The organism is Nonomuraea sp. NPDC049695 (assembly GCF_040674955.1).
In the GTDB taxonomy this organism is placed as follows: domain Bacteria; phylum Actinomycetota; class Actinomycetes; order Streptosporangiales; family Streptosporangiaceae; genus Nonomuraea; species Nonomuraea helvata.
Genome location: NZ_JBFANV010000125.1, coordinates 1 through 25,666, shown reverse-complemented (window position 1 = coordinate 25,666; position 25,666 = coordinate 1). Strand labels below are relative to the sequence as shown.

22 protein-coding genes are annotated in these 25,666 nt (G+C 68.9%); 10 read left to right on the top strand and 12 right to left on the bottom strand.

Annotated features, from left to right (window positions below):
- Nucleotides 1-471 precede the first annotated feature (471 nt).
- From AB0J64_RS51845 to AB0J64_RS51835, 3 genes are read right to left on the bottom strand one after another with little or no spacing between them, the layout of a single operon-like run.
- On the bottom strand, nucleotides 472-1,947 hold the full coding sequence (locus tag AB0J64_RS51845) for a glycoside hydrolase family 130 protein (RefSeq protein ID WP_364045051.1): 1,476 nt from the start codon (nucleotides 1,945-1,947) through the stop codon (nucleotides 472-474).
- Complete coding sequence (locus tag AB0J64_RS51840; RefSeq protein ID WP_364045048.1) at nucleotides 1,944-2,948, bottom strand: glycosyltransferase; 1,005 nt, start codon at nucleotides 2,946-2,948, stop codon at nucleotides 1,944-1,946. The genes AB0J64_RS51845 and AB0J64_RS51840 overlap by 4 nt, the downstream gene beginning before the upstream one ends.
- Nucleotides 2,945-4,084 (bottom strand): glycosyltransferase, encoded by a 1,140-nt coding sequence (locus tag AB0J64_RS51835; protein ID WP_364045045.1) that lies wholly within the window; start codon nucleotides 4,082-4,084, stop codon nucleotides 2,945-2,947. The genes AB0J64_RS51840 and AB0J64_RS51835 overlap by 4 nt, the downstream gene beginning before the upstream one ends.
- Before the next feature lie 793 nt (nucleotides 4,085-4,877).
- Here AB0J64_RS51835 and AB0J64_RS51830 point away from each other — a divergent pair.
- Nucleotides 4,878-5,309: an ATP-binding protein gene (locus tag AB0J64_RS51830; protein ID WP_364045042.1), complete on the top strand. Its 432-nt coding sequence runs from the start codon at nucleotides 4,878-4,880 to the stop codon at nucleotides 5,307-5,309.
- 22 nt (nucleotides 5,310-5,331) lie between these two features.
- Here the strand turns inward: AB0J64_RS51830 and AB0J64_RS51825 are convergent, their stop codons facing one another.
- The 5 genes from AB0J64_RS51825 to AB0J64_RS51805 form a co-directional block, all read right to left on the bottom strand.
- On the bottom strand, nucleotides 5,332-6,087 hold the full coding sequence (locus tag AB0J64_RS51825) for a GAF and ANTAR domain-containing protein (protein ID WP_364045039.1): 756 nt from the start codon (nucleotides 6,085-6,087) through the stop codon (nucleotides 5,332-5,334).
- A 224-nt stretch (nucleotides 6,088-6,311) separates the two neighbouring features.
- On the bottom strand, nucleotides 6,312-6,596 hold the full coding sequence (locus AB0J64_RS51820; RefSeq protein ID WP_364045036.1) for a hypothetical protein: 285 nt from the start codon (nucleotides 6,594-6,596) through the stop codon (nucleotides 6,312-6,314).
- Nucleotides 6,597-6,606: 10 nt separating this feature from the next.
- Nucleotides 6,607-8,784: a hypothetical protein gene (locus tag AB0J64_RS51815; RefSeq protein WP_364045033.1), complete on the bottom strand. Its 2,178-nt coding sequence runs from the start codon at nucleotides 8,782-8,784 to the stop codon at nucleotides 6,607-6,609.
- A complete protein-coding gene (locus AB0J64_RS51810) occupies nucleotides 8,781-10,367 on the bottom strand; it encodes a peroxidase family protein (protein ID WP_364045030.1) in 1,587 nt (528 codons plus the stop codon). Before AB0J64_RS51810 ends, AB0J64_RS51815 begins: the two co-directional genes overlap by 4 nt.
- A gap of 2 nt (nucleotides 10,368-10,369) precedes the next feature.
- Nucleotides 10,370-11,692, bottom strand: a complete 1,323-nt coding sequence (locus AB0J64_RS51805) for a cytochrome P450 (protein WP_364045027.1) — start codon at nucleotides 11,690-11,692, stop codon at nucleotides 10,370-10,372.
- 217 nt (nucleotides 11,693-11,909) lie between these two features.
- On the opposite strand from AB0J64_RS51805, the gene AB0J64_RS51800 reads away from it, so the two are divergent.
- Nucleotides 11,910-12,872, top strand: a complete 963-nt coding sequence (locus AB0J64_RS51800) for an acyl-CoA desaturase (RefSeq protein ID WP_364045024.1) — start codon at nucleotides 11,910-11,912, stop codon at nucleotides 12,870-12,872.
- A 331-nt stretch (nucleotides 12,873-13,203) separates the two neighbouring features.
- Here the strand turns inward: AB0J64_RS51800 and AB0J64_RS51795 are convergent, their stop codons facing one another.
- Nucleotides 13,204-14,424, bottom strand: coding sequence for a cytochrome P450 (locus AB0J64_RS51795; RefSeq protein ID WP_364045021.1), 1,221 nt, complete (start codon nucleotides 14,422-14,424; stop codon nucleotides 13,204-13,206).
- Between the two features lie 387 nt (nucleotides 14,425-14,811).
- Between AB0J64_RS51795 and AB0J64_RS51790 the strand changes: the two genes are divergently transcribed.
- The 6 genes from AB0J64_RS51790 (at nucleotide 14,812) to AB0J64_RS51765 (ending at nucleotide 18,633) form a co-directional block, all read left to right on the top strand.
- Nucleotides 14,812-15,021, top strand: coding sequence for a hypothetical protein (locus AB0J64_RS51790; protein ID WP_364045018.1), 210 nt, complete (start codon nucleotides 14,812-14,814; stop codon nucleotides 15,019-15,021).
- The gene (locus AB0J64_RS51785) at nucleotides 15,018-15,362 is read left to right on the top strand and encodes a hypothetical protein (protein WP_364045015.1); all 345 of its coding nucleotides are present in this window, start codon (nucleotides 15,018-15,020) and stop codon (nucleotides 15,360-15,362) included. The genes AB0J64_RS51790 and AB0J64_RS51785 overlap by 4 nt, the downstream gene beginning before the upstream one ends.
- An 81-nt stretch (nucleotides 15,363-15,443) precedes the next feature.
- Nucleotides 15,444-16,154: a DUF998 domain-containing protein gene (locus AB0J64_RS51780; protein ID WP_364045012.1), complete on the top strand. Its 711-nt coding sequence runs from the start codon at nucleotides 15,444-15,446 to the stop codon at nucleotides 16,152-16,154.
- 92 nt (nucleotides 16,155-16,246) lie between these two features.
- Entirely contained in the window at nucleotides 16,247-16,918 is a 672-nt protein-coding gene (locus AB0J64_RS51775) for a DNA alkylation repair protein (protein WP_364045054.1), read from the top strand.
- Between the two features lie 337 nt (nucleotides 16,919-17,255).
- The gene (locus AB0J64_RS51770) at nucleotides 17,256-18,401 is read left to right on the top strand and encodes a serine hydrolase domain-containing protein (protein WP_364045009.1); all 1,146 of its coding nucleotides are present in this window, start codon (nucleotides 17,256-17,258) and stop codon (nucleotides 18,399-18,401) included.
- Between the two features lie 31 nt (nucleotides 18,402-18,432).
- A complete protein-coding gene (locus tag AB0J64_RS51765) occupies nucleotides 18,433-18,633 on the top strand; it encodes a hypothetical protein (RefSeq protein WP_364045006.1) in 201 nt (66 codons plus the stop codon).
- Between the two features lie 46 nt (nucleotides 18,634-18,679).
- Here AB0J64_RS51765 and AB0J64_RS51760 read toward each other — a convergent pair whose 3' ends face one another.
- Together AB0J64_RS51760 and AB0J64_RS51755 are read right to left on the bottom strand one after the other, a co-directional pair.
- On the bottom strand, nucleotides 18,680-18,919 hold the full coding sequence (locus AB0J64_RS51760; RefSeq protein ID WP_364045003.1) for a hypothetical protein: 240 nt from the start codon (nucleotides 18,917-18,919) through the stop codon (nucleotides 18,680-18,682).
- 104 nt (nucleotides 18,920-19,023) lie between these two features.
- Nucleotides 19,024-20,070 carry a hypothetical protein gene (locus AB0J64_RS51755; RefSeq protein WP_364045000.1) on the bottom strand — a complete coding sequence of 349 codons (1,047 nt, stop codon included), beginning with the start codon at nucleotides 20,068-20,070 and terminating at the stop codon, nucleotides 19,024-19,026.
- 318 nt (nucleotides 20,071-20,388) lie between these two features.
- Here AB0J64_RS51755 and AB0J64_RS51750 point away from each other — a divergent pair, with 318 nt between their 5' ends.
- Nucleotides 20,389-20,916: an EF-hand domain-containing protein gene (locus AB0J64_RS51750; protein WP_364044997.1), complete on the top strand. Its 528-nt coding sequence runs from the start codon at nucleotides 20,389-20,391 to the stop codon at nucleotides 20,914-20,916.
- Between the two features lie 76 nt (nucleotides 20,917-20,992).
- On the opposite strand, the gene AB0J64_RS51745 is transcribed toward AB0J64_RS51750, so the two are convergent.
- Entirely contained in the window at nucleotides 20,993-21,895 is a 903-nt protein-coding gene (locus AB0J64_RS51745) for a hypothetical protein (RefSeq protein WP_364044994.1), read from the bottom strand.
- 318 nt (nucleotides 21,896-22,213) lie between these two features.
- On the opposite strand from AB0J64_RS51745, the gene AB0J64_RS51740 reads away from it, so the two are divergent.
- Nucleotides 22,214-25,666 (top strand): VWD domain-containing protein (locus AB0J64_RS51740; RefSeq protein ID WP_364044991.1); only part of this gene is annotated, 3,453 nt, incomplete at its 3' end.

The window sequence follows — 25,666 nt, the reverse complement described above, 5'->3', positions numbered from 1 at the left end:
TTGCTATAACTACTTTTCCACTCCACGTCGTTATCCGTTTTTTTTTATTTCTTGCGCGCCGCCCTCCGGGGGGGGGGGCTGTGCGGCGCCGCCGCCCCGCCACGGTGGTCAGCCCAGTAACCTGCCGCGTCCCGAAGCCCTCATCGCGATCGGTAAGCGCGCGGGCCTGGAAGGAGAAGCCACCGCCCACCTGGGCCGGCACACCTTCGTCACCTCGCCCATCCGGCGGCGAAGACCGGATCACCGTGAGTCCGCCTGCAGATCGAAGCCAAGGGCGGCTCGGAACCTCGCTGCCTACACCGTTCAAGGGTGGATGTAGCTGGCTGCGCTGTCGCGGCGGGAAACGTGACGCGGATGTTCGTCGCCCTGGGGCGGCGACCTCGGTGACGAGACGTGACGACAAGGCGCCGTCCGGCAGTGAGCCGGCGTCCCGCCGGGCCCGCCGAAGAGTGACCTCTGCCGCGTCATCCGTCACCGTGGTCGGCGCATTGCCTTGATGAGGGGGTCGAGCGGCACACGGGCGAATCCGACGCGGGTGTCGCTCGCCCCGTAGGGGAGCCACACGGCGCCATCGTGGAGCAGGCCGCCGCAGGAGTACACGACGTTGGGCACGTAGCCTTCGCGTTCGGCGCCGTCGGCGGTGAGGAGCGGGCCGGGCAGTTCGGCGATGACACGGTGTGGTTGATGGGAGTCGAGCAGCAGGGCGCCGATGGCGTAGTCGCGTACGGGGCCGACCCCGTGGGTCAGGACGAGCCAGCCGAAGCCGGTCTCGATGGGGGATCCGCAGTTGCCCACCTGGATGAGTTCCCAGTCCCGGCACGGGGTGTGCAGGGGTACCGGCCGTTGCCATCTGTTGTGCCGGTCGAGCGTCGTAAGACCGATGGTCTCACCGTCGGAACGGCACAGCGCCAGACTGCGTCCGCCGACCGGTCGTGGGAAGATCGCCATGCCCTTGTTCACGGCGGCGGGGCCGCGCATGGGAGTGATCTCGAAACGGCGCAGGTCGTCGCTGGTGATCAGGTGCGAACGGATGTGCTGCCCGTCGTAGGCGGTGTAGGTGGCCCGGTACGACGGCCTGCCGCCCTCGTCGACAATTCGCACGAATCGCGCGTCCTCCATGCCGTTGCACTCGGCCGGGGTCGCCGGCCAGAGGACTCGCCGGTGAAGAGGGAGATCGGTGGGGAAGGCCACGGCGTACTCGGAGCGCGTCGCGCGGCGCATCTCTTCCAGGGTTTGCTGCGTGGTGGTACGGGTGAGCAGATCAGCGGGGAGCTGGGCGATCGCGTATTCGAAGCCGTCGTCTTCGAAACGTTCCGGCAGGGATCGCAGCATGCTGGCCGTCACCTCGTTGTCCCAGGCGTTGTCGGAGAGCCCGGCGGCGAGCAGGTCGCGCCGGTGGTGGGCCGGGTGCCGGCGTCCGACGGACAATGTTCCCGAGCGGTCGGCGATGGCCAGCTCGGAGCCGGGCCCGAGCAGTGCCGTGGCGAAACCGATGGATGACAGGTGCCCCTCGCCGATCTGCCGCAGGCTGATCGCCGTGCGGAGCTGTCCGGGGCGCAGGCCGGACTGGTCGGGATGCGGAACCATCGAGGGATTGCACACCGCCGCGGCCTCCACGGCGTACTCGTGGCTGAAGTAGGCACCCACGAGGAGCTGGGCCGGCAGGGACAGGTCGACGTCGCGCGGGACGCGATGGCGGACCAGGTCGTGGTGATGGGCGAAGGTCGCTTCGAGGTCATGGTGCCGGCCACCGAATCGCTGCAGCGTCCGCTGGAGCATTTCGGTCGTCTGGTCGTGGTCGAGGAGCATGATGCGGTCGATCAGCGCGGCGGCCCGGGTACGGGTGAGCGCGGCGTCCTCACCGGGCACGAAGAGCTTGATGATCACTCTTCGCGGGTCGGAAGAGAGCGTCGGGCCGAGCCGGGTGGCCAGCTCCCCGCTGGTCATGAGAGCCACCTGGCATGCTGCATGGTGGAGATCAGCGCGATGGAGGACTCCGCGCCCTGGTTGAGGTTCGGACCGTGCTCGGTCAGGCCGTCGTATCCTCCGCCGGTCGCCGGGTCCCACATCGGCACACCGGCGTCGTTGGCGCCCTGGAACCAGGCCACCGACCGGCGTACCCTCTCCTGCCACGCGGGGTCGGTGGTCACGAGTCCGGCAGTGGCGCAGGCGTCGGCGAGCGCGGCCACCTCGATCGGTTGCTGGTCGTAGCGGGACCTCGGCGCGTCCTGCCGCCAGCCTGCGGCGGGCACGACCGATAGCCGGCCGTGCGTCGTCTGGATGTCACACAGCCACGCGAGCATGCGCAGGCCGCTACTGAGCAGCTGCCGATCATCGCTCAGGTCTCCGGCCGCGATGACAACTTCGGCGAGGGCGGCGTTGGCGTACGTCAGTGATGGCTGTGGCCACGGCCAGGAGGGGTTCTCGGAGGGAGCGCCGATAGCCTCCACGGCGTCCATCAGCAGGGCGGCGGCCGCGGTGCTGTCCGGGCTGGCGCGTAGGACCTCCGCCGCGCCGAGCCCGGCGAAGGCCATGGCGCGTGGATGCGGGGAGCGCTGTTCGGCTCCGAGCGTGAAGGCGTGCAGAGCCTCCTTCCGGATCCACGGAGTGGGGTTGCGCACCGCCGCGGTGCCCAGACCCCACATCGCCCGGCCCCACCAGTCGCCGACGCCTGGCTCGTCACGCCACCGCCGGTCGAAGGAGAGCCGGTTGCGGAAGGCACCGGAACGATCCTGAGCGTTCGTGAGGAAGGCAAGGTAGCACTCGACCAGCCGGATCAGCCGGTGGGCACGGATCGGTTCCCGGCTGGCGATGACCAGCCCGCGGGCGACGTCGTCGGTGCAGTAACCGTGGTGGCGCAGGGCGACGGCTCCCCGGGCATGCTCGAACAGGCCGGTGTCGTCGCTCAGCCGTAGCAGGTGCTTGAAACCGGGAGCGGCGGTGCTCACGGTAGCATCGCGGTTGTCGCGGTCGGCCGCTTCGCGCGGAGAGACCGGGCGAGCCTCTCGTATCGGGCTGCGACCGCGGGCCACAGCAGGGTCGGGATCAGGGCGCGGGTACGTCCGGTGAGATCGTCGGCCAGCCCGGGTTGCGTGAGGACACGGCGTACGGCGGAGGCGAGAGCGGCAGGGTCGCCGTGGGGAACCAGCAGTCCTGGACCGCCGGTGAGCAGCTCCACAGCGTGCGGGAAGGCGGTGGCGACGACCGGCACGCCCGCGGCCACGGCCTCGATGAGGACACCGGACGTGACCTGCTCCGCCGAGTCATAAGGCAACACGACGACGTCCGCCGAGCGGACCAGTCGGCTCAGCGAGTCCTGATCCCGGTAGACGGGGTCGTGGCGTACGGCCGTGGACACCCTGAGCCGAGTGGCGAGCTCATGCAGGCCTTCGCGGTAGGCCTCGCCCTGGAGCTCCAGCACCTTGGGGTGGGTTTTTCCGGCGATCGTGTAGATCGGTGACGGGTCGAGACCGCCCAGGAGCGCGAGCGCGCGCAACGCCCACTCGATGCCTTTGCCGGGTCCGAGCAGTCCCCAGGTGAGCAGGTGCGGACGGGAACGACGCCGAGCCGGGACCCGCAAGTGGTCAGCGGCTCCGTGCGGTATGACGAAGACCTTGCCGGCGTCCACCTGGTAACCGGCCGTCAACCGGTCACGAGCGGTGCAGGTCATGGTCACGATCGCGCCGGCGGCGGCCCCGATCTCCTCGAGCAGGGCTTTCTGCCGGGGAGTGGGCCCGGCCAGGACGGTGTGCAGGACCACGACGCTCGGTACGGCGAGGCAACGCAGCAGCGGCAGGACGTCCTGGCCGTCCGCGCCGGGGTAGATGCCGTATTCGTGCTGCACGATGGCCACGTCGAAGTCCTCGAGAGCGGCGCCTGCGGCCTGCCAGCCGCCGGGGCTGCTGGGAGTCCAGGTGTGGACGACCCCGGGCTGCGGCCGTTCGTCGTCGCCTTCCGCGGTGACGCGGACGATCCCGCCGAAGCGGCCATCCCCGGTGAGATGGGCGGCCAGGGCGGAGTTGAAGGTCGCGAGTCCGCACTGGGTGGGCGGGTGAGTGCTGAGAAAGCCGTATGTGAGGGCCAACTGCCGTGCCTTTCGGTCATCCGGCCGCACCGGAATGGATGCCGATGCGGCTCGCTCGGTGAAGACGGCTACCCCGTCTGCCTGTGCGGTGGAACCCGGAGCCTTCACCGGGGGCCCGCCCTCATACGGGGGCCCGGCGGTCGCAACCCTCAACCGATAGCGGTGGTCTGCGGCTACCTGACACTATCAGTCGGCGACTTCGCGGTAGGTGCGCAGGATCAGGCAGTCGAGGGAAACGGGCAGTTCGCGCCCAGCTCATCTCCCAAACTGATGACCGCTTCCCGTCCACATGGAGACCGGACGGCACAAGCGGCGGAGGCCGTGCCGACCGCGGAGCGGTCTCCGGTCACAGCACCGGTGAGGGGCCTGCGCGGGTCCCGGTCAAGCCTGGTCCAGTAGCCGGATCGTTGTGGTCGCCTGACTGAGCGGTAGGGGACTTGAGCGACTATGCGCGGTTTGCTGGGCAGCTCGCGGGTAATGGTAGACACAGTCAGACTGCCCCGGACCCCGGTGGTCACCATCTGCCCGTAAACGCTCGCGGGCGAAACGATGAGGGCCAAGATGTCCGAGGCGCGCAGATTTACCCTCCGTCGGGTTTCTTCCGTACCGACTGCGGCGGCACCCACTTCCGGTACGGCCATCCAGGCCGTAAGAAGCGGCCGCATCGCCCGCAGGGAGCAGGTGCCAAGGCCGCCCCGCTCGGTCATCGCGCCTGCGCGGATGCGGCTGGTCCTGGTGCGTCAGGTCCCTCGGCCTGGCCCGCGCCTGGTCGCCGGTGATCTACCGGTGTGACATGACTGACGGTGTGGTGGCCGGCGGGGCGGACGGAAGTGACCTCAGCCGGCCAGTGATGGCGTGGAGCTTCGGTCCGGGCGATGTTGCCACTCTGCGGCGTGCTCTGGCTGCTCATGCCCGGTATCACGGGTTGAGGGGCGGCGACCATGACGATTTCGTGCTGGCGGTGCACGAGGTCGTGGTCAACGTGGTCGGTCATGGCGGCGGGTCCGGCTGGGTGCGGCTGTGGCGGGCCGGCCGATCGTTGTGCTGCGAGATCAGCGACAAGGGGCCGGGCATTCCGGCGGGATATCTGGATCAATCACGGATGCCCGGACATGAGGGAGTCGGTGGGCGTGGCCTGTGGCTGATCACTCAGCTGAGTGACGGGGTCAGCTTCGAGAGTGGCGAGGAGGGTACCGTGGTCAGGCTCGCGAAGATCGTCGAGTAGTGCCGGCACTCGTCTTCTGGCATCACTTCTGTGGCGGATGCCGCCGATCGGCTGCGGAGGTGACGTCTGAGCCGGGGGGCCGCAGGTCGGGCTCGATGGCGCGGGTCACGATGGCATGCGCGAGATCCGTCAGGTTCTGGTTGTGACTGCGGGCGTGCTGGCGTAACGCGGTGAACGCCTGGTCCATGGGCAGTGCGTGGCGCTCGCTCACGATGCCCTTGGCCTGCTCGATGATCACGCGGCTGTTCAGCGCATGCTGCAGCTGCTCGGTCAGGACCTGTGCTTGGCGGATGGCGCGTTCCTGCAGCAGCCCGATGGTGGCGATGTCGGCCAGGGCCTGAGCCAGCGCCGCGGTTCCAGCATCCAGCTCGCCGGGTGCCGCCCGGAACAGATTCATCGCGCCGATGATCTGGCCGCGCAGCCGCATCGGCAGCGCGCTGACCGCGCGGTAGCCGACCAGGCGGGCCCGCTGGGTGAAGCGCGGCCACCCTCGGGCGGCATCGGCTGCCGCCAGATCGGCGCAGTGCACCGCCAGGCCGGAGTTGAAGCAGTCGAGGCACGGCCCCTCGTCGCTTTGCAGCTGGAACAACTCCAGGACCCGGCTCTGTTCGCTGGAAGCACCCATCACCTGGAGTTGACCCGCCGGATCGGCCACCAGCACTCCAGCGGCGTCGACACCGATCACGCTGACGCATTGCTCGGCCAGGGTGTGCATGAAGTCGATGATGTCGAACCCGGTCACCAGCGTGTCGGCCAGCCCGATGAATGCCTCGGCCACCTGCCGTTCCGGGCCTCGGGACAGAGCGCTCTCCATCCTCGGCAGACTACGCGGCTCCCACGTGCTTGAGGAGATGCGCATCAGCTCGGCGATCCTCCGGCCGAAAGTCTGCCGGCGCAGACCGCACAACATTGTCGCACTGGGCAGGGCTGTGGAATCGCCGGAAACGACAGCGGCCCCGTGCGGATTGTGGCTCTTGGGCAGGCCTACCGGGCCCTACCCGCTCATTCCTCGACATGGCCCGCGTGTGGCGGGCCGCGCCGGTCATGGGCTCTCGCCTCGTCCGCGTAGCGGTTCAGGCGCTGCGCGGACGTCTCCAGGTCGGCGGCGGCCGCCGCGCAGGCTGCGAGGTGGGCGGTCACCGACGCGTGCAGCCAATGCGGTGCCCCGCCGCCGGCCCTCAGCTCTGCCTCGATCGCGCGCAGCCGCTCGGCGCAGGCAGCGAGGGCGCGGGCGTCCGAACGCAGAACTTCGGCGTGGGCGATGATCGCGGTGATCTGGGCGGACATGGCTCCTCCGTCAGCCCGGCGGCACCGGGACGGCGGCGTCCCGGAGCGTCTGGCGGGTGGTGGTCGACAGGCACAGCAACGGGCGGGCGCCGTCGAGCGCGAGCTCGCGGAGCTGGTCGGCCAGCGGGTGGGCCGACAGCGGCTCGATGACCAGCCGCAGTGACGGCGCCGCGTGCAGCCGGGCCTGCCCGCGGGTCCGTACGCAGGATCGCAGCACGGCACCGGCCTCGCGGGTATAGCCGACCAGGCCGGGATCACGCAGGGGCAGTCCCGGACCGAGCCGCCCACGCAGAGTGAGGATCTGGTCGACGGTGACGTGGGCGGACCGGGTGCCGAGCCGGAGTTCCAGGGGCGTCAGGTACGTCTCGCCACCCCACAACTGCGGGCTGAGGGCGCGAACGCTCGTGGTGTCGACCGCGGAGCCGACGAGGAAGCTGCCGGAGCGGCGCAGGTCCGCCGCCCGCAGCAGGTCAGGCCAGACGGAAAGGCAGGAGCGTCGCCTCAGCGGGCCGGACCAGACGGGAGAGCGGGAGCGCCGACGGAACGGGCCGGGCACGACGACGCCGACCTGCAACTCCCCATAGCCCCCCGCAGTGGTGTGCCGGTTCCGTGCGATGTGCACGGCGACCAGCGCACGGCCCGTCACCTGCACGGCGGGACCGAGCCCCGTGCCCTCCAGCAGGCGGGCCGCCGCTGCCGGGCACGCGGCGAAGTACGCCGTGAGCGCGTTGCCGTCGCGGCACCTGATCGGCAGTTCGACGGTTCCCTCGGGACCGTCCACGGCGCGGGTGGGCACGGTCAGGAAGGGAAACTCCTCCGGGTCGGGCGGGCGGTCGAACAGCAGGTACGCCTGGGAACGCACGACCTGCCCCCGAAACGGCGTGAGCCGCTCCTCGATGAGATCGCGAGCCTCGGGCAGGTCGTCGGCGATGTTGGCGAGATAGCGCTCGATGCTGTGGCAGTGCGGGAACAGGTGGGTGGAGTCGGCGTAGTCGACCACGTACCAGCCGGGGTGCAGGTTGAAGCAGGTGCCGGCGCCCTGCCCGTCGAGGGTGGGGATGATGTCGTGCTGGTTGGTGACGCTGGCCACCCAGGTGCGCGGATCGGCGGGGCGTTTGAAGTCGACGGGCGAGCCGACGGCGACGGCGTGGGTGACCGTGTGCCGGGCGCAGAAGTCGGGGTCCTGCGCCAGGTTCATGATCGCCGCCCCGCCCGCGCTGTGTCCGACGAGCGCCAGTTCGGCGCCCGGAGGCAGCCCGTAGTCGGCGACGGCCTCGGCCAGGGCGCGGCTGTAGGGGCTGCTGGACAGGACGGCGCTGCTGAACGCGCCGAGCAGGTCCTGGGGCGATTCGCCGTCGGGACGTCCCACTCGCATGCCCGGCGCATGGAGGACGTGACGGATCACCCCGTCGGGTCCTTCGACGCTCTGGATGAGGGCCCGCCCGGTGGTGCCGATCGTGCTGATGTTGGTCAGGAAGCCGAGCAGCGACCCCCGCGTGCACAGCCGGGCGGACTCGTCGGCGGTCAGCTCGATCCGGCGTGCGGCGCCTTCCCCGGTGTCGAGAACGGCGATGGCCCTGTTGCTCATGCCGGTGATCGGATCGGCGGTGGCGAAGCCCTTTCCCGTCGCGATGAGCCAGGCGGTGGCGTCGTTGAGCGGGTTCTCGTCCAGCAGCGCGCGCAGCGCGAGGACCTCGCCGAAGACCGGGGCGAGCTGGCTGAGCGCGCGCACCGCACCACGGTCCTTGAGCAGGGCGCGCAGGGCCCGGACGGCCTCCAGATCGCGGTCGGCGGCGGCCGCGTCGATGAGCCGGGCGAGCATGGGGTCCCCGGTCAGCTCGGGGTGAGTGACCGCCACGGCTGCCACGCGTAACCGCAGCGACGTGGCCAGCACACGTACGGCCAGACTCTCGGTCCCCAGCATGGCACCGGCCTTGGCCGCCGCGGTGGCCAGCCCGCGGCCGGTGAACGCGTACCCGAGGCCCTGACCGTTCGTCGTGGCCCGTAGCAGCGCGCGGTAGGCGGGCAGGGCCGCCGAGGGAGCGTGCGGCAGGGCACGCAGCAGCGCGTCGTCGGTGAGCGCGGCGGTGGCGTGAGCCGCCGCATCCTGGATCGTGAGCGCGATGTCCACCAGCTCCCGGGCCACGGCGCGCAGTGGCCCGGCGGCCGGATCGTGCTCCCCGGTCATGACCGGGTCCGCCGGGACATGCTGACCAGGCGGGGGCTCGGGTCCTCCGGCGTGTTGCGGCGCAGCACGTCCGACAGCGTGCGCGTGGCCGCGATGACCCGCACGCCCTGCGGGGAGAACGTGGCGGCGTTGAAGATCCGCGGAGCCAGCAGCGGGTTGGTGAGCGCCTGGGAGAAGGCGTCGATAGCGATGATCTTGGTCAACAGTGGAGGCAGGATCGCGGCGGGGGATCCGGGTTCCTCGGCGAACAGCCCGACGTACAGGTCGACGTCGTCCACGTCGCGGTAGAGCTCGCGCAGCGCGCCGCTGACCCGCCGATCGCCGGAGATCTGCTCGAAGGCACGCACTCTGGGGAAGCGGCAGTGCTCGCGGTAGCTGTTGTACGGCGCCAGGCCGAGCGCCCGGGAGTCGGCGATGCTGGCCACGTCGACCACCTGCAGGACGGGGTCGGTGTTGAACAGGCTGATGCGGCCGGCCCGCTGGCGGGAGGCGTCCTCGAACAGCCGCCCGAGGCCGGGGCCGGGGATCAGCGCGCCGCCGAAGAAGGTCTGGGCCATCGGCAGGTCGCGCCCGCCCACCGACAGGTGGGACGGGATCAGGCTGTGCCAGCGGTAGACGAGGTTGAACTCCACCGAGGCCCAGTTCTGCCGGTGCCAGGGTGCGTGGGCCAGCATCGCCGACAACCGCGGGTCCAGGGTGAACCGGAAGTGGTAGGGGGTGATGTGGTTGATGTACTCCTCGACGACCAGTTTGATCAGCAGCACGATGAGGACGTTGCGGGCCGTCTGGAACAGCCGTTCGTCGTCCCAGCGTGGATGTTCCCCGGCGAGCAGCCGCGCCACCCTGTTGTGCTCGCGCAGGAACAGCACCGTGAGCATGGTGAAGCCGATCTGGCCGTTGCCCCGGTCGCTGCCGGTGGCGAACAGCGTGTCACGTTGCGCGTCGGAGAGCTGGTCGAAGCGGATGACGCTCAGCGGGGCGAACTCCGGCTTGATCTTGCCGTTCTCGCACAGGTAGGGCGGGAACTCGCCGCCGTTGATGAGCTGGCTCTTGAGCAGCCCGCCGTCGAACGTGCGCAGTGCGGCCGTCGCCGCCTCGTCGAGGCCGTACACCTGGTTCAGGTCGATGTGATGGTTGGAGCTGTTCTTGCGCGGGTCGCGCGGGATGTTGGTGTCGCCGCGCAGGAACCCGTCGGTGAACCATTGGGCGAAGTACGCGAAAAGCACCGTGGAGCGCGGGCAGGGGATCATGGACTCGCCACGGGTGAACAGGCCGCCGGCGCTCTCGGGAGTGGGAAGGTTCCTCCCGGCCACGGGGATCGGGGGCAGATGCCTGCCGCTGTAGGTGCGGTCGGTCAAGGAGGCCCACGAGGTGTAGTCGGCCATGGTGCTCAGCGGCTCGGGGCGTGGCGGCATCTCGCGGATCGCATGGTCGATCAGCGAGGCGTTGATCCGGCGCCGGACCGGCTGGCTTCTCTGTACGAGGTCCCAGAACGGCCGGCCGTTGGTCAGGGCCAGGAACCTGAGCCGGTTGGCGAGACCATCCGTGGCGATGCTGCGTGCGCGTGCTCGGCTCGCCGCCATCGTCAGCCTTCCCTCCCGTCGTCGCCGGGCCTTTCGCCGCCGGGCCTTTCGGCGCCGAGCCCGAGGGCGAAGGTGTCGGGGAAGATCCCGAGTGATCGCTCGACGCGGCCCGCCGGCGGCGGGAGCGGCCGCACGCCGGGACGCAGCAGCAGGCGGCGTACGGTCTCGGCGATCACCGGGCCGGCCACGTGCACGCCGAGGCAGGCGTGATGACCGGAGCCGAAGAACAGCTGATGGTGGCGAGGCCGGTCGAGGCGGAACGCGTCGGGCTCCGGCACCACGGCCGCGTCGAACATGGCGGAGGCCGGCGCCGCGAGCACGAACGTGCCCGCGGGGATCACCGTGCTGCGCGAGGTGCCGCCGGCCAGGACATGGTCGCGCTCGCACAGCCGGGGGAGCAGCTTGAAGAACGGGCTGAACCGCAGTGCCTCCCACACGTACGGATCGAACCGTTCGGGGTCTCCGGCGACGGCCGCGGCCTTCGCGAGCACCCGCGGCCGCAGCAGGAGCTGCTCGACCGCCTCGACCATGGCCCCCGGCGCGCTCTCGACGAAGCCCAGCGGCAGTCCGGCCATGTTGATCACGATGCGGTCGTCGGTCACGGCGGGCAGGGAGGAGCGGACGAGGCGGGTGAAGACGTCGTCGGGGAGGTCCCGTCCGGCGCGCAGTGTGGCCCGGTGCTCGGCGAGGCGGTCTCGCAGGTATCCGATCAGCTCGCTGCCCGCTCTGACGGACGCGGCCTGGATCTCCGGATCCCCGAGGAAGTTGGCGAAGCCGTCGGCGACGATGGCCCGCGTCCACCGGCCCAGGGTCTGCGGATCGGGCCCGGGAACGCCGAAATACCGCGCGCACACGCCGAGGGCGACAGGGCGGAACAGCCCGTTGACCGCCTCGAGGCGCCCGTCGGGCCAGGCGGCGTCGAGCAGTTCGTCGGCGAGGCAGCCGGCCAGCTGGCGTACGTCGGCCGCGTCCCGCGGGTCGAGCATGAGCTGCATCAGGCCCTTTTCCCGCCAGTTCATCGGCGTGGCGTCCCTGCCCAGCATGAACGGGGCGCCCAGCGCGGCGTCGAGGCGCGGACCGAAGGCACGTACCGAGAAGACCTGCTCGTGGGAGAGCACCTCGGCGACGTCGGCGAAGCGGGTCACGATCGTGAAGGCGGGTGTGACGAAGATGGGGCGCCGCTCGCGCAACTCGGCGAACAGGCTCCGCCAGTCGGTACGCATCCACTCCCGGACCAGGCCGAACGCGGACATCGGGTCCCTGGCCAGCGCCTCGTCGTATCTCTCCAGATGGCCGCCCGTGGTCGCCTGATCGACAGCACCCATTCCGTGGACCTTCCGCATGATGTCGGAGCGCACAAGGTTGATCACCTTGTGCAATCAAAATCTAGGGAGGCGTCACACCTTTTCTTCATGACGACCGAGTGCAGTGTTTTGCTTCCTGACGGTAATCACTCCGTTACTGTCGGGACATTGCCGCAGTCCGTGGGCCTGGCCGTTGAATAGGGAGCCGGATCGTCCTGTACCGCTCATGGGAGGAAACGTGACGTCACCCATGCCGCAGCCGGGCACGGCGGAGACGGTGACGGTCACCACCGGCCGCCGCACCGCCTATCTGATCGTCCTGGTCGTCCTGCCCGTGCTGCTGCTGGCCCTCGCGGTGCCGGCCGCCTGGGGCTGGGGCATCGGCCCCCGCGACCTGGTCATCGCGGTCGCGATGTACCTGGTGAGCATCTTCGGGATCGCCATCGGCTACCACCGCCTCTTCACCCACCGCGCCTTCAAGGCCAACCGGGCGCTACGGATCGCGCTCATGCTGGCCGGCGGCATGGCCGTCGAGGGCCCCCTCACGCTGTGGGCCGCCGAGCATCGCCGCCACCACAAGTACGCCGACCGCGAAGGTGACCCGCACTCGCCGTGGCGCTACGGCGACAGCGGCCCGGCACTGCTGCGCGGCATGCTGCACGCCCACATCGGCTGGTTCTACACGGCCCAGCAGCGCTCCAGCCGCCGGCATTGGGTGCCGGACCTGCTGACCGACCCGGACGTGCGACGTTGCGACGCCGCCTACCCGGTGGTCGTTCTCATGTCGTTCGCGCTCCCGGCCGCCGTCGGCGGGCTGTGGTCGATGTCGTGGTCGGGCGCGTGGAGCGCGCTCCTGTGGGGCGGCCTGATCCGCTACGCCGTGGTGCACCACGTCACCTGGTCGGTGAACTCGATCGCCCACACCTTCGGTGACCGCCCGTTCCGCACCAGGGACCGTTCGTCCAACGTGTGGTGGGTGGCGATGCTGACGCTCGGCGAAGGCTGGCACAACTGGCACCATGTGGAGCCGACCTGCGCCCGGCATGGCGTGCTCAAGGGCCAGTTCGACCCCAGCGCGCGGCTGATCCGCTGGTTCGAGCGAGCAGGCTGGGCCCACGGCGTACGCTGGCCGAACCCCGACCGCCTGATGACCCACCGCGCCGACCACAGCCCCGACCAGGGTGCCGACTCGCTGCGATGACACGGCGAGCCTGCCGCCCAGGTCCAGCTGGCCGACGTCTACGACCCCGGCGGGCTTCGAGCGCGGGCTCGTTCGAGTCGCCAAGCTGTACGACGCTGCAGACCAACGCATTGCAGTTCCACCGGCCACCGGCCCTGCCGGTCGATGATGACGGTGGCGGGCTCGTACAGATCCCTCGGCAGAGCATCGAGCACGGCCTGCGCCGACTGCAGCGACACCTCCACTCAACCGGGGGCACATCAAGGTCTCCATCAAAGTCGGGGCGGTTCACATCCGGCCCTCGTCATCCACGAACATCTGATCCATGGCAAGGGATATCGGCGGGTCCTGATCAGCCGAAGCGCAGCGGCAGCGCATCCGGGCCCTGGATCCCGAGGGGGCCTTGCCAGGTGATCGGCCCCACAACGGAGGGCGGGCCCAGCCGTGCGGCGAGGATGGGGAGCGCCTCCCCGATCTCGACGCGGGCCAGGGCCGAGCCCAGGCAGTGGTGCGGGCCGGCGCCGAACTGCAGTGGGGGTTTGTCCCTGACAGCCGTGATGTCGAAGCGATCAGCGTTCTTGTGGGCGCGCGGGTCGCGCTGCGCGATGCTCACGCACATGGTGAGGAAGGTGCCGTGCGTGATGTGCAATCCCTCGTAGTCGAAGTCCTCCGCGGCGAACCGGTAGATGGAGCCCGCCGAGGGAAGCCAGCGCATCACCTCTTCGACGGCCTGGGCCGCCAGCTCCGGCTGCCGCCCCAGCAGGGTCCACTGGTCGGGGTGCTCGGAGAAGGCGACCATCGCGTTCGCGAGCTGGTACCTGGTGTTGTCCTGCGCGCCGAACACGAGCGTGACCAGGAGATTGCGCAGCTCGTCCTTGCTGACGCGGCCGTCGTCGGCCTGATAGGCCGCGACCAGGGCGGAGCTGAGGTCGTCGGTGGGCCTGGCCGACTTCTCCTCGATGAGGAAGTCGGCGTAGTCGTTCAGACCGCGTACCGCGGCCTCCACCCTGGAGACGACATCGCCCCCGGCCGCGAGGCTGAAGACCAGGCCGATGTCTCTGGTCCAGGTGCCGAAGACGTCGTAGTCCTCGGGCGGCACGCCCAGCAACCGGCACATGACCGCCAGCGGCAGCCGGGAGCCGAAGTCCTCGACGAACTCGCACGCCTCGGCCGACGCCAGTCCCTCGGCCAGCTGCTCGACCTGCGCCCGGATGAACGGCCGCAGGCTCTCCACTGTGCGCGCGGTGAACGCCCTGCTCATCAGGCGGCGCAGGCGGCGGTGATCCTCTCCTTCATGGTTGACGATCATGGGGACGAACCACTCGTAAATCGGACCGTCGAAGACCCCGTTCGTCTCCAGGTACCGCTTGCCGTTGTGGTCCAGCCTCCGGTCGCGTAAGAGGTCGTTGGCCTGCTCATATCGCAGCACGAGCAGGCCTATGGGGCTTGTCGCGTACCAGCTTTCCGCTTGGGCCGCGAAGACCTCGGGGGCGCCGAAGTCGAAAGCCGGATCCAGCACATCGAGGAACGGCACGTTCTGGGAAGAGGGCTCCTGTCCCGCGGATGTCGACAACGTCGTCCTCCCTGCAGAGATGGGCGTACCGTCCACGCTCCCCGACATCGCGGCGGAAATGAAGTAACGCGCTACGCATTGTTTTGAGTTGTGGCCGTCCGTCCAGTCGCCGGCCATCACCCATCGGATCACCTCGCCGGCCGAGCTCGCCCGGCACCACGTCATGCAGAGTTCGCCGAGGAAGATATTCCGTTCGATCAGGTCTTTGTAGTGAATCCTTATATACGCCTTGACTTATATAAGTGCCAGCGCAATACTGACGCAGTGCCGCGATCATCCAGGCAGAGATCGGGAGCTCCCAGCCGGGGAGTGTCTCCACACCTGCGTGTGCTTCGAGCGAGCGGGTTCACGACGGTCCGAGCGGAAGGCGCGCGCCGCCTCTATGCCGTGGACGCCGCGCCGCCGCAGGAGATTGACATGTGGTTGGAGCGTTTCCGCCGGTTCTGGACCCAGCATCTGGACGCGTTGGGCACCGAACTCGCGCGCGGCACGCGCGAGCGACGCGACCAGCATGCACAGCGCGACCAGCGCGAAACCACCACGGGGGCGCCCGCTGCGGGCGGACATCCGACGACAGAGAACGAGGAGGATACGTGATCGACATCGTCAACCAGAGCACTGCCATCCACCGGGAGATCGGGAACAGCCCCGCCGAGATCGTGGACGAGATGGCTCGCGCCTACGGGCCCGGCGGCACCATCGGCATCGGCTGGGACCTCGCCCTGCCGGGTCTGGACCGCCACCTTCGCGGCGCGGGGCTCGACCTGGCGACTTGGGAGGACACGCCTGAGGTCAAGGAGTTCGACCCCCGCAGCTGCGACGCCTGGGGATCGCTGATCCAGGCCGCCTGGGACGCCAGTGACGAGGACACTGCCGCCGCGATCGCGTTCGGCGTGCGGCACTACGCTGCCGAGACCACCGGGAGGGAGGATGCCTGACCTCCGCCTGGTGGAAGCGCACGGTTCACAACTCATGCGGGTGCCGGTGCGCGTGACGCGTGCCGTGGAAAGGCCGGCTCGATGACCAAGAACACCACCACAGCGGCGGACACGGCGCCCGCCGCGGCCGACGGGTCAACGAGGACGCTGCTGATCTGCGGCATCATCGCCGGCCCGCTCTACATCGTCGTGGTCGCTGTGCAGATGCTCACCAGGAGCGGATTCGACATCGGCCGGTACCCGGCCAGCATCCTGAGCAATGGCGACCTGGGATGGATCCAGATCGGCAACTTCCTGGTCAGCGGCCTGCTGTTCGTCGCATGTGCGATCGGGTTGCACCGCGTGCTGGGCCCGGCGTCGGGTTGGGGCGGCACCTGGGGGCCGCGGCTGATCGGCATCCTGGGCGCCGGGATGACCGCCGGGGCCGTCTTCTCCGCCGACCCTGTCGACGGCTTCCCGCCCGGGACGCCGCTCGGCGCACCCACGAGCATCAGCTGGCACGGACTGATGCACGTCCTTGTCGCCGGGGTCGCCTTCATCGCACTGATCGCCGCGTGCTTCGTATTCGCCCGGCGGTTCGCCGCGGCTCGCCGCTACGGCTGGGCCGCCTTCGGCCGGGTGACCGGCGCGCTCTTCCTGGCGACCTGGATCTCCATCTTCGTTCTGCCCGGCGCCCGGCCGGCCAATGTCGCCTTCGCCATCGCCATCGCGCTCGCTCTGACATGGACCTCGCTGCTGGCCCTACACCATCTGACCCGACGCCGACGACTGAGAGCTGTACGGTCGAAGTGACGGGCAGCAACGAGCGCAGGCTGAATCCCGCACGTGAGGGACAGGAGGCCGAGGTGGTCGAGACGACGCTGACGGAGACGATGGCGGAGGTGATGGCCGAGCTGGCCGAGCTCGAGGACCCGAAGACACGCGAGGTGAACGAGAAACACGGTGACGATCACGGCGTGAACCTCAGCAAGTTGCGCGCGCTCGCGAAGCGACTGAAGACGCAGCAGGAACTCGCGTGCCGGCTCTGGGAGACGGATGACACCGCGGCGAGACTGCTGGCGATCCTGATCTGCCGCCCGAAGGCGTTCGAGCGTGACCAGTTGGACGTCATGGTGCGCGAGGCGCGCGCACCCAAGGTGCACGACTGGCTCGTGAACTACGTGGTGAAGAAGAACCCGCACTCCGAGGAGCTGCGCCTGGCCTGGTCCGCCGATCCGGATCCGGTGGTCGCGAGTGCCGGCTGGGCGCTGACCACCGAACGCGTGACGAAGAAGCCCGAAGGCCTCGACCTCGCAGGACTGCTCGACGTCATCGAGGCGGAGATGAAAGACGCCCCAGATCGCCTGCAGTGGGCGATGAACCACTGTCTGGCTCAGATCGGGATCGAGCACGGCGAGCACCGCGCCCGTGCAATCGACATCGGTGAGCGCCTGGCGGTGCTCAAGGACTACCCGACTTCCCCGGGCTGCACGTCTCCGTTCGCGCCCGTCTGGATCACCGAGATGGTGCGCCGACAGCACGACAAGACGGCGACTCATTTGGTGAGTCGGCGGTGACAAGGAAAGCGGTTTGATCAAAAACGGGCCGCGCAGGCGACGCAGCCGACCCTGCCGGATGCCGTTGGGCACCCGCTCGGGGCGACGCTGGGCGGTGCGTTGGCGCTCGGGCGCGGCAAGGGCAGCGCGCACCCTGGTGCCGCCCAGGTCGATCGGCGCGCCATCGTCGGCACACGCCAGAACCGGGCCCCAACGCCGCAATCCGCCTGCGCTCCAGGCTACCGATCAAGCACTCCCTTACAGCCCGCCACTGCGGCTGGAAGCGGGATATAAGCCGCCTGTCAGAGCTGCCGGACATCGTCGAGGACATCGGAAGAACAACCCGGAAGGCAGTGCGATGGCAGCGAACGAGAACGTGCAGCAGGTGCTCGACTGGTCGGTGGCCGAGGTCGGCATCCCCGGCATCGTCGCCGAGGTCAAGGAGGGGGACCGGACCTGGTTCGGCACCGCCGGGGTGGCCGACATCGAGACCGGCTCCCCGCGCGTGCCGGGCGAGTACTTCCACACCGGCAGCAGCGGCAAGGCCTTCACCGCCGCGACCATCCTGGCCCTGGAGGCCGAGGGCGGCCTCAGCCTCGAAGACACGGTCAACGCCCACCTGCCCGGTGTGCTGGACGTCAACGGCTACGACGGCGACACGATCACCATCAGGCACCTGCTCAGCAACACCAGCGGCCTGTTCCCCACCGGCCTGGCCCCGGAGGTCAGCTACCGCTATGCCACCCGCTCCGGGTTCGACCAGCATCGCTTCGACACCTTCAGCACCGGAGAACTGCTGCGGGTGGCGGTGTCCCAGCCGCCGGTCGGTGCGCCCGGCGAACGTTTCGAGTACGCCAACGGCGGCTTCTACATCGCCGGCGCGATCATCGAGAAGATCACTGGCAACAGCTACGCCGACGAGGTCGACCGCCGGGTCGTCCAGCCCCTCGGCCTGACCCACACCCGGGTGCGCCCCACCACCGACACCACCTACCCCGCTCCGCACCCGCGCGGCTACTCCCACCAGTTCCTCAAGGACGGCGCCGACCCGGCAGCAGTCACCCCGGAGAACTGGCAATCGCTGCTCGAGGAGCCCGGCCTGCCTCCCCTGGACGTCACCGTGCTCAACTCCTCCCTGGGCTACGCGGCCGGCAACGTCGTCTCTACCACGGCGGACATGATCCGCTTCTTCAACGCGATGACCAGCGGCAGCCTGCTGCCGCCCGCCCAGCACCGGCAGATGTGGACCACCGTCTCCACCGAGGGCAGCTACTGGATGCCGCACGCCCGCTACGGCCTGGGCGTGTTCGAGTTCGACAGGGAGGCGACCGGCGGCCGGACGCTGCGCGGCATCGGCGGCAGCTTCTGGGGCTCCTATTTCTTCGCGGTCGGCACCCCCGACGGCCGGCACACCGTCGCCGTGCACACCAACACCGAGTGGAAGTCCTGGGACCCCATGTTCAAGGTCATCGAGGCGGAGTTCGGCGTCTCCATCAGTGCGTAAGCAACCCTTCCCCCCTGAAAGAAGAACCTCAATGAATACCTTTGACACACCGCAGCGTACGGCGCGCAACACCTGGTCGTCGATGCCGAGACCGCGCAGCACGGTGTCGGAGTGCTTGGCGATCAGCAGCGACGGCGCCTCGGCCACCGCCTGCTCCAGGGCCGGGGTGAGCTGCTCGATGGCGACGACGTTCCGCACCTCCAGGGCGTGCGTGGTGGAGTTGACGGTGTAGAGCCGCTTGGCCGCCCAGCCGTAGGCCTCGTCGTGCGGCACGACGTTCAGCAGCAAGAACGTGTCGGTCCCGTCGTCCGGTGCCAGACGTCGGTGACGCGGATGGTACGCATCCGCGGGTCTCGCGCGTTCACCGCCGACTCCAGGTGCAGGCCCTTGTCGGCGTACAGACCGGCGATGGAGAGCTGCTGGAACCGTTTCATGGCCTTGCGCACGCCCGCCTTGACCGGCTTCTCCAGAGCGTCGAAGCTCTCCCAGGAACTGTTGGCGAAGGCGAGCTGCGGCATGCGGGTCCCTCCGGAGGCGAGCGGCGGATCACCAGAGTCCGGGCGAGCCCTTCGCCGGGCCAGCGATCACGCACGATCGCGATGGCTCACCGCGTAAGCACCCGTCACGCTCGCAGGACGGTGACCTCTCGGCCGGATGGGGTGGTGGCCTGATCGAAGCCGCCGCGTTCCTTCCAGGGTGGGGCTTCGGGGCGGCGGTCGAAGATGACCAGGACGCCGGTGGGCAGGGTCAGCCGGTCGAGGTAGCGGTCGAGCTGGGCCAGACCCTCGGGCTTCGGGTCGTCTGCGCCGGGTCGCCACACCTTCAGTTCCATGGCCTCGCGTTGCATCAGCCGTCCACCGTCGGGGCCGCTGTACGGCCAGCGAACGAGCACGTCCAGCCGTTTGGTGCCGGCGGCGTATTCACGGTCGAGGTAGCCACCGCCGTTGACCAGGCGGTGCAGGAAGGCCATGAGGATGATCTGGCACGCGGCCTCGTGGTAACCCTCCTGCTGGATGAGGACCTCGCCGTGCTCGCGCCAGAACACCACGAACTCCTCCAGCAGGCGTGGCAGGTCGAACCGGCCGTCGGGGAGCACGAAGCTGTGCGGGTCGGCGTGTACGTTCTGTTCTGTCAGGTCGCCCAGCACGCGCAGGATGACCTCCCGGTAGATCGGGTTGGCCACCTCCGGCGGAGGTTTCTGCGTGATCAGGCCCAGATCGCGGGCGTAGGACAGGTCGTCGGAGTTGGTGCGGTCGGTGTAGAGGTCGCCGGCCACGATCGGTTCCATCACCCGCTTGACCCGAGGCTCGTGCAGCCGGGCCGCCAGGGAGTCCAGGTGGGTGGCGCGTGCCCGGATCAGCCGCTCTTTTGCGTCCTCCACCTGCTCGTCACCGATTGTCCCTGTCACCCCCATCTTGAAGGTGATCTCATGGGCGAGGGCGTTGACCAGCCAGGGTTGTCCTTGGGTCAGCTCGAAGACCCGTTCCACCGCGTCCTTGGTGAATTCCTGACCGGTCGCCTGGGTGTGCTGGTCGTAGAGTTCGGCGATCTGGTCGGTGGTGAAGTCGCTCAGGCGCAGTGAGTCAGCGATGATGTTGAATGGGCCGGCCGCATTGAACCGGTCGCGGTCGTCGCCCGAGGCGGCCTTGTAGTCACGCAGGTCGCGCAACCCGCACTGCTTCGAGCGCCTGGGACAAGCCATCTCGGACGCCAACGACTCGTTCCTGAAGCCTGCCCTTCCCCGCAGACGAACCAGACGATCTTGCCGTCCGGCGCAGGATCGACACCCCATCGCTCGGGCCTGGGGGTGTCCTGGCTACGGCCGAGCTCGGGACGGGCGGCCAAGAGGCTGGCGGGTGCCACCCTGGGGTGGAGCGTCAGGAACCCAGCGCCCCCACGATACGTAACGAACCCGTCACTCAAATGACTATGGTGACGATTAGTGATCTCCCGAGAGCATTGAGTCTCCCGAAGAGTGGAGGCGGATGTGGCCAGTGAGTTCCAGCGTAGAAAGGTTGGCGGAGTCTTCCGGGCGATGGATGTGGACGGCGACGGCCGACTGACCCAGGCCGACTTCCAGGCGCTCGCCCACCGCTGGACGGCCGTCGCGGGATCCGTCGACCCAGAGCGACTGGCCTCCATCATGACCGGTTGGTGGCCCGTGCTCCGGGCCGCCTCCGGCTCTGGCGGCGATGACGCCGTCTCCCTCGACGATGTGCTTCGCGTCGTGGAAGGACTCAATGACATGGCTGACGCGGTCTCCGGCACCGCCGACGCGATGTTCGAGGCCATCGACCTCAATGGCGACGGCCTCATCTCCTGTTCGGAATACGGCGCGCTCATTGAGACGTGGAACGGGGCGCCCTCGGCGACCGATGAGATCTTCCCGCGCCTCGACCTGGACGGTGACGGCCACCTCACCCGCGACGAGTTCCGCATCCACTGGACGGAGTTCTGGGCCGGCGACGACCCGGACGCTCCCGGAACCTACGTATTCGGCGCGCTGGTGGAATAGCCCGAAGGCGGCGTCATCAGTGAGGTCATGTACTCAGTGAGCCAGCCAAGGACTTCGGTTGTGGACGCGGGTCGGGTCACCTGACGGCGGACGGGGCCATGTCGAGGGCGTCGATCGACACGGCGGGACTGAAGTTCAGAAAGGGCCGCTCATCGGCGTCGTTCAGGTCAGTCGTGACGAACCGCTCGGGCGAAGACCCCGGACGCACGACCCGGCCACCGGCGATGGCGAGATAGGCGCTGAAGTTTCGCCTGGTGAAGCGGTGCTCGCTCCTGGTCGGGACGTCGATCCTGATCAGAGGGCTCTCGTCGTCGGGCTCCGCGTAGACGATGAGTTCCCGGTCGGACATCCAGACCGAGTGCGGCCCGGGAAGGGCGACCCGATCCTCGTAGACGCCGATCGTCTTGCCGGAAAGGTCGAGGACGACGGTGGTGAGGACGTCGTCCAGCGTCAGATAGGTGGCGGCGAGGAGGTGTCCGTCCGGGGACCAGCTGACGGAGGCTTCCTCCCAGTAGCCCTCGGCGGACCAGAGCAGCTGCCGGGCGCCGGTGGCGGTCTCGATGAGGGCGATGCCGGCGATCTCGTCGCCCACGCCCGGGATCCCGGGGCCGTTCGACAGATCGGCCAGGACGGCGATCCGGCTGCCGTCCGGTGAGAGCGCCGCCCGCATGAAGTCGTCCGAGGCGAACTCCTGCCGCGCTGCGGTGGCGAGCGTGTACAGCACCACCCGTTTGGGTCCCGCGCCGTCGTCCTGCCGTGCCAGGAAAACCAGCTGCGTCCCGTCGGAGGACAGCGACACCGTCTCCCGGGAGAGACGCGCCGGGAGCCCCGGTACGTTCACGAACTCGTCGCTGTCGGCGTCCAACACGAAGACGGCGTCCCGATCGAGGCCTTGAGCGGCGACGACCATCCGAGCCGCCCGCACCTGCCGTGAAGCCAGCGCGTCGAATGCGATTTCCCACGACCGGTCGACGACCACGGTACCTCCCAAGAACGGATCCGGACCGCAGCCTAGTCAACGGTCACGCAGCGTGGCGATTCAAGATCTGTCGCGAGCTGATCTTCATGGTGTACCGTTCCCGCCGGCGATCTTTATGCCTCTTTTATTCGGGGTGAATACATGCGGCGTCTCTGCGTGATCATGGTGAGTGTACTTGTGGCGTCGCTGTTATCAGCCGTCCATGAGGGGTTATCGGCAAGACTGGCCGCAGCGGCAACGGCGGTGACCACAGCCGCCGCCCCGTGCCCGCCGAACACCAACAGCTGGGCGAACGGCAGAAGCGGTGAGAAACTCTGCGTGTTCAATGGCATGTACTCCACCCGCCGCCGGATCAAGGCGGACTGCCTGACCAGCCGTCCCGTGCTCGGCACCTACATCTACCAGCAGCCCAATGAGTGCAGCAGCGGCGGCGGCATCGAGGCCATCGGGCAGGCGCGGGCCCTCAAATACCTGAACGACCACCTCGGTGCCACGCCGCCCGCAGGGCAGCCCGGCGCGATCATCAACCCGGACGTCCAGTGGGAGACGTACCTCAACAACGGCCGCGATCGGCCCGACATCGTCTACTACGACCGCATCGGCACCACCTTCGCCGAGGTGGTCGAGGCCAAGGTCAAGGGCAACCCGGACTATGAGGGCTGGGCAGGCCAGGTCAGCCGGTACGTCAGAGCGATCGCCGCCAACGGCGTCAACGGCGTCCGCGCCGGATGGGTCCTCGACCGCTGGGGCGCGTACGAGGACTGGTTCCAGGTCTACAGCAAGGAAAAGACGTGCCCGCTCGGTGACGGCAACAAGGGGTTCCAGCTGTCCACCTACCGGGCCACCACGCCGGTCGCCGGCCTCCTGGACATCCGGGAGGTGAAGAAGGAGCGCAAGTGCGAGAGGCAGAAGGACCCGGCAGATCCCAACAGCCCGCCCGCCAAGATCCCGGTCGTGGACGAGAACGACGATGACTTCAAGTGGGATCCGCCGGACTACCTTCTCCCGCTGATCAGGGGCATCCGGACCGTCGGCCCGACCACGCTCGCCGAGGACATCGGCGCCTACGGCAGCGTCGAGGCCGCCGCAGCCGAGCTGACCGCTGAGATCGAGCTGTTCCTCGCCAGCCAGGCGGGCAGGGCGTTCCTGATCGATGCCGGCTTCATCACGGTCGAGGCGGCCCTGGCGCTCGGCGCGATAGCGCTGGTCGGCCTGATCCTGTGGTGGTGGCTCTCCCACCATGGCAGCCTCGTGAAGGGCGAACCGCACTTCTCCACCCTGGACGGCCTGGGCTACGACCTGCAGTCCGTCGGTGAGTTCATCGTCGCCCACTCCGAAAAGTGGAACCTCGACATCCAGGGCCGGCTCAGCCCCGCGAGCGGCGGCCGGGACGTGTCGGTGATGTTCGACGCCGCCATGGAGGCCGGCGACCACTTGGTCGAGTTCCACGAGAACGACCTGTACATCGACAACCAGAAGCGCACGCTCGACACCGACAAGCTCCTCTACCTGGGCAAGAACGCGTTCATCCTGCGCAAGGATGACAAGTGGGCCCTGATGTTCGACGGACTGGAGGGTCCCGTCCTGTCCTGGAGGCGGGGCGCCGCAAGCCTCTACGTGCCGCCGACTCCCGACAGCGATCTCGAGGGCCTGCTCGGCAACGCCGACGGCGACCCGAAGAACGACCTGCGGCTGCGGGACGGCACCCAGCTGCCCGCCAACGCCTCGCCGGCCGTGCTGCACAACAGCTTCGCCGACTCCTGGCGGATCGACGACAATGAGTCGCTGTTCACCTACGGTCCGGGCGAGAGCACCGCGACCTTCACGAACAAGCAGTTCCCTGCCAGCATCGTGACGATCTACGACCTGACGCCCGAGCAGGTCCAGCTGGCGACGACGCAGTGTGAGGCGAACGGCGTCTCCGCGGGCGTCCAGTTCAACGACTGCATCCTGGACATCGCACTCACGGCGGACACCTCGTTCGCGCAGGCCGCCGCCGAGCAGAAGAAGGTCACCTTCGATCCGACGGCGCAGACCGTCGACGGGAACGGGGACCTGGCGATCGATTTCCAGGGGGCGCTCAGCTCCAACGTCCGGCCGTCGCGGGTGTCGACCGATCCGGCGGTGAGTTCGTTCGCCGGACCGTTCAGCGGGACCGATTCGTACCGGTTCTTCGTGCAGGGGCTGCCCTCTCACAAGACCGGTACGCTGAGCTTCGACCTGCTGACCGTGGGCGACTGGGCGTCCGACCCGGACACCGAGACGGTCAAGGTCGAGACCGACCGCGCCGATCCGTACACGATCACGCCGAGTGCGCTGACGCCGGTGGCGACCGGGAAGCTGGCGACCGGCCTGCCGTGGGCCAAGTACTGGATCACCATGCCGGTCACCCACAAGAAGAGCCAGATCGAGTTCAAGACTTCGGCGGACGGGGTGGCGGGCATCTCGAACCAGGCGTTCGGGATCGACAACGTCAAGCTCCACCTGGACGTCGTCCCGCCGCAGACGTTCGCGGTGTCCCTGCCGTTCACGGCCTCGGACGGCGTTCCGGCAGCGGGAGCGGGCAACCTGGAGAGCGAGGTCGCGCTCGACGAGTACCGGTTCACGCTGGCCGAGGCGGGTTCGATCTTCGTCGACGTGAAGGAGTGCCCGGGGAACTGGCTCAACTGGGAGTTGTTGAACGCCGCGGGCGCGAGGATCGCTTCCGACGCTCTGTGCCGTGCCGAACGCGTCGACGACCTCGCGGCCGGCGCGTACCGGCTGCGCGTCTCGGCGCACGACGACGAGTTCGGCGCCTACAAGCTCAGCGTGAGCACGATCGCGTCCGACGTCGTCAAGACCGCGGTGATCGGCGGGCCGAAGGTGCCGCTGGAGACCGACGCCCCGGGCCAGTACGGCATCTGGACGTTCGCCGGAACAGCCGGGCAGAAGGTCTCGTTCGAGTTCACTGACAGCAGTCTGAGCAGCCTCAGCGACGCGTACGTGCGGGTCAAGAAGCCCGACGGGACCGTTCTGGCGCAGGAGCTCTGCGGCAAGGCCTGCTTCATCGACACCAAGACCCTGCCTGCCACCGGCACCTACTCGGTGGTGTGGGATCCGAAGGACGCGAAGACCGGCTCGATCGCGCTGCGGCTGTATGAGGTGCCGGATCTCACCGGGACGGTCGCGATCGGAGCGCCGTCGACGGTGACGACCACGGTGCCCGGACAGAACGTGTCCTGGTCGTTCGCCGGGAAGGCCGAGCAGCGGATCGCGTTCTCGCTCAGCGGGCTGACCAGCCCCGCCTACGCCTCGGTCCGCAAACCGGACGGAACGCCGCTGTATGGCTCCACCTACTGCTCGACGGCCTGCGCCTTCGACACCGTCACGCTTGCCTCGGACGGCACCTACACGCTCGTCGTCGATCCGACCGAGGCGGGGACGGGGCCGATCACCGCGCGGGTGACCGTGGGCGATGTCACCGGTTCTCTGACCGTCGGTGGGGCGCCGGTGAAGCTGACCACGACCGGGCCGGGGCAGAACGCCATCTGGTCGTTCGCGGGGACGGCGGGGCAGCGGATCGCCTTCGCCTTGACGGACGGGACGTTCGAGGGCAACGGGTATGCGCGCGCGTCGGTGCGTAACCCGGATGGAACAGACCTGTTCCGGCCGACCTACTGCAAATCGTCGTGCGCGTTCGACACGGTCACGTTGCCGGTGACCGGGACGTACACGGTGCTCGCCGACCCGTACGGGGCGGCCGTGGGCTCGATCTCCGCGGGGGTGACCGTG

Bases quoted from the DNA above. Each gene is read 5' to 3' on its own strand.
- AB0J64_RS51760 (WP_364045003.1), bottom strand. From the start codon at position 18,919: ATGCCGCAGCTCGCCTTCGCCAACAGTTCCTGGGAGAGCTTCGACGCT.
- AB0J64_RS51780 (WP_364045012.1), top strand. From the start codon at position 15,444: ATGACCAAGAACACCACCACAGCGGCGGACACGGCGCCCGCCGCGGCC.
- AB0J64_RS51765 (WP_364045006.1), top strand. From the start codon at position 18,433: ATGAATACCTTTGACACACCGCAGCGTACGGCGCGCAACACCTGGTCG.
- AB0J64_RS51810 (WP_364045030.1), bottom strand. From the start codon at position 10,367: ATGGCGGCGAGCCGAGCACGCGCACGCAGCATCGCCACGGATGGTCTC.
- AB0J64_RS51775 (WP_364045054.1), top strand. From the start codon at position 16,247: ATGGCCGAGCTGGCCGAGCTCGAGGACCCGAAGACACGCGAGGTGAAC.
- AB0J64_RS51805 (WP_364045027.1), bottom strand. From the start codon at position 11,692: ATGGGTGCTGTCGATCAGGCGACCACGGGCGGCCATCTGGAGAGATAC.
- AB0J64_RS51770 (WP_364045009.1), top strand. From the start codon at position 17,256: ATGGCAGCGAACGAGAACGTGCAGCAGGTGCTCGACTGGTCGGTGGCC.
- AB0J64_RS51815 (WP_364045033.1), bottom strand. From the start codon at position 8,784: ATGACCGGGGAGCACGATCCGGCCGCCGGGCCACTGCGCGCCGTGGCC.
- AB0J64_RS51820 (WP_364045036.1), bottom strand. From the start codon at position 6,596: ATGTCCGCCCAGATCACCGCGATCATCGCCCACGCCGAAGTTCTGCGT.
- AB0J64_RS51845 (WP_364045051.1), bottom strand. From the start codon at position 1,947: ATGACCAGCGGGGAGCTGGCCACCCGGCTCGGCCCGACGCTCTCTTCC.
- AB0J64_RS51830 (WP_364045042.1), top strand. From the start codon at position 4,878: ATGACTGACGGTGTGGTGGCCGGCGGGGCGGACGGAAGTGACCTCAGC.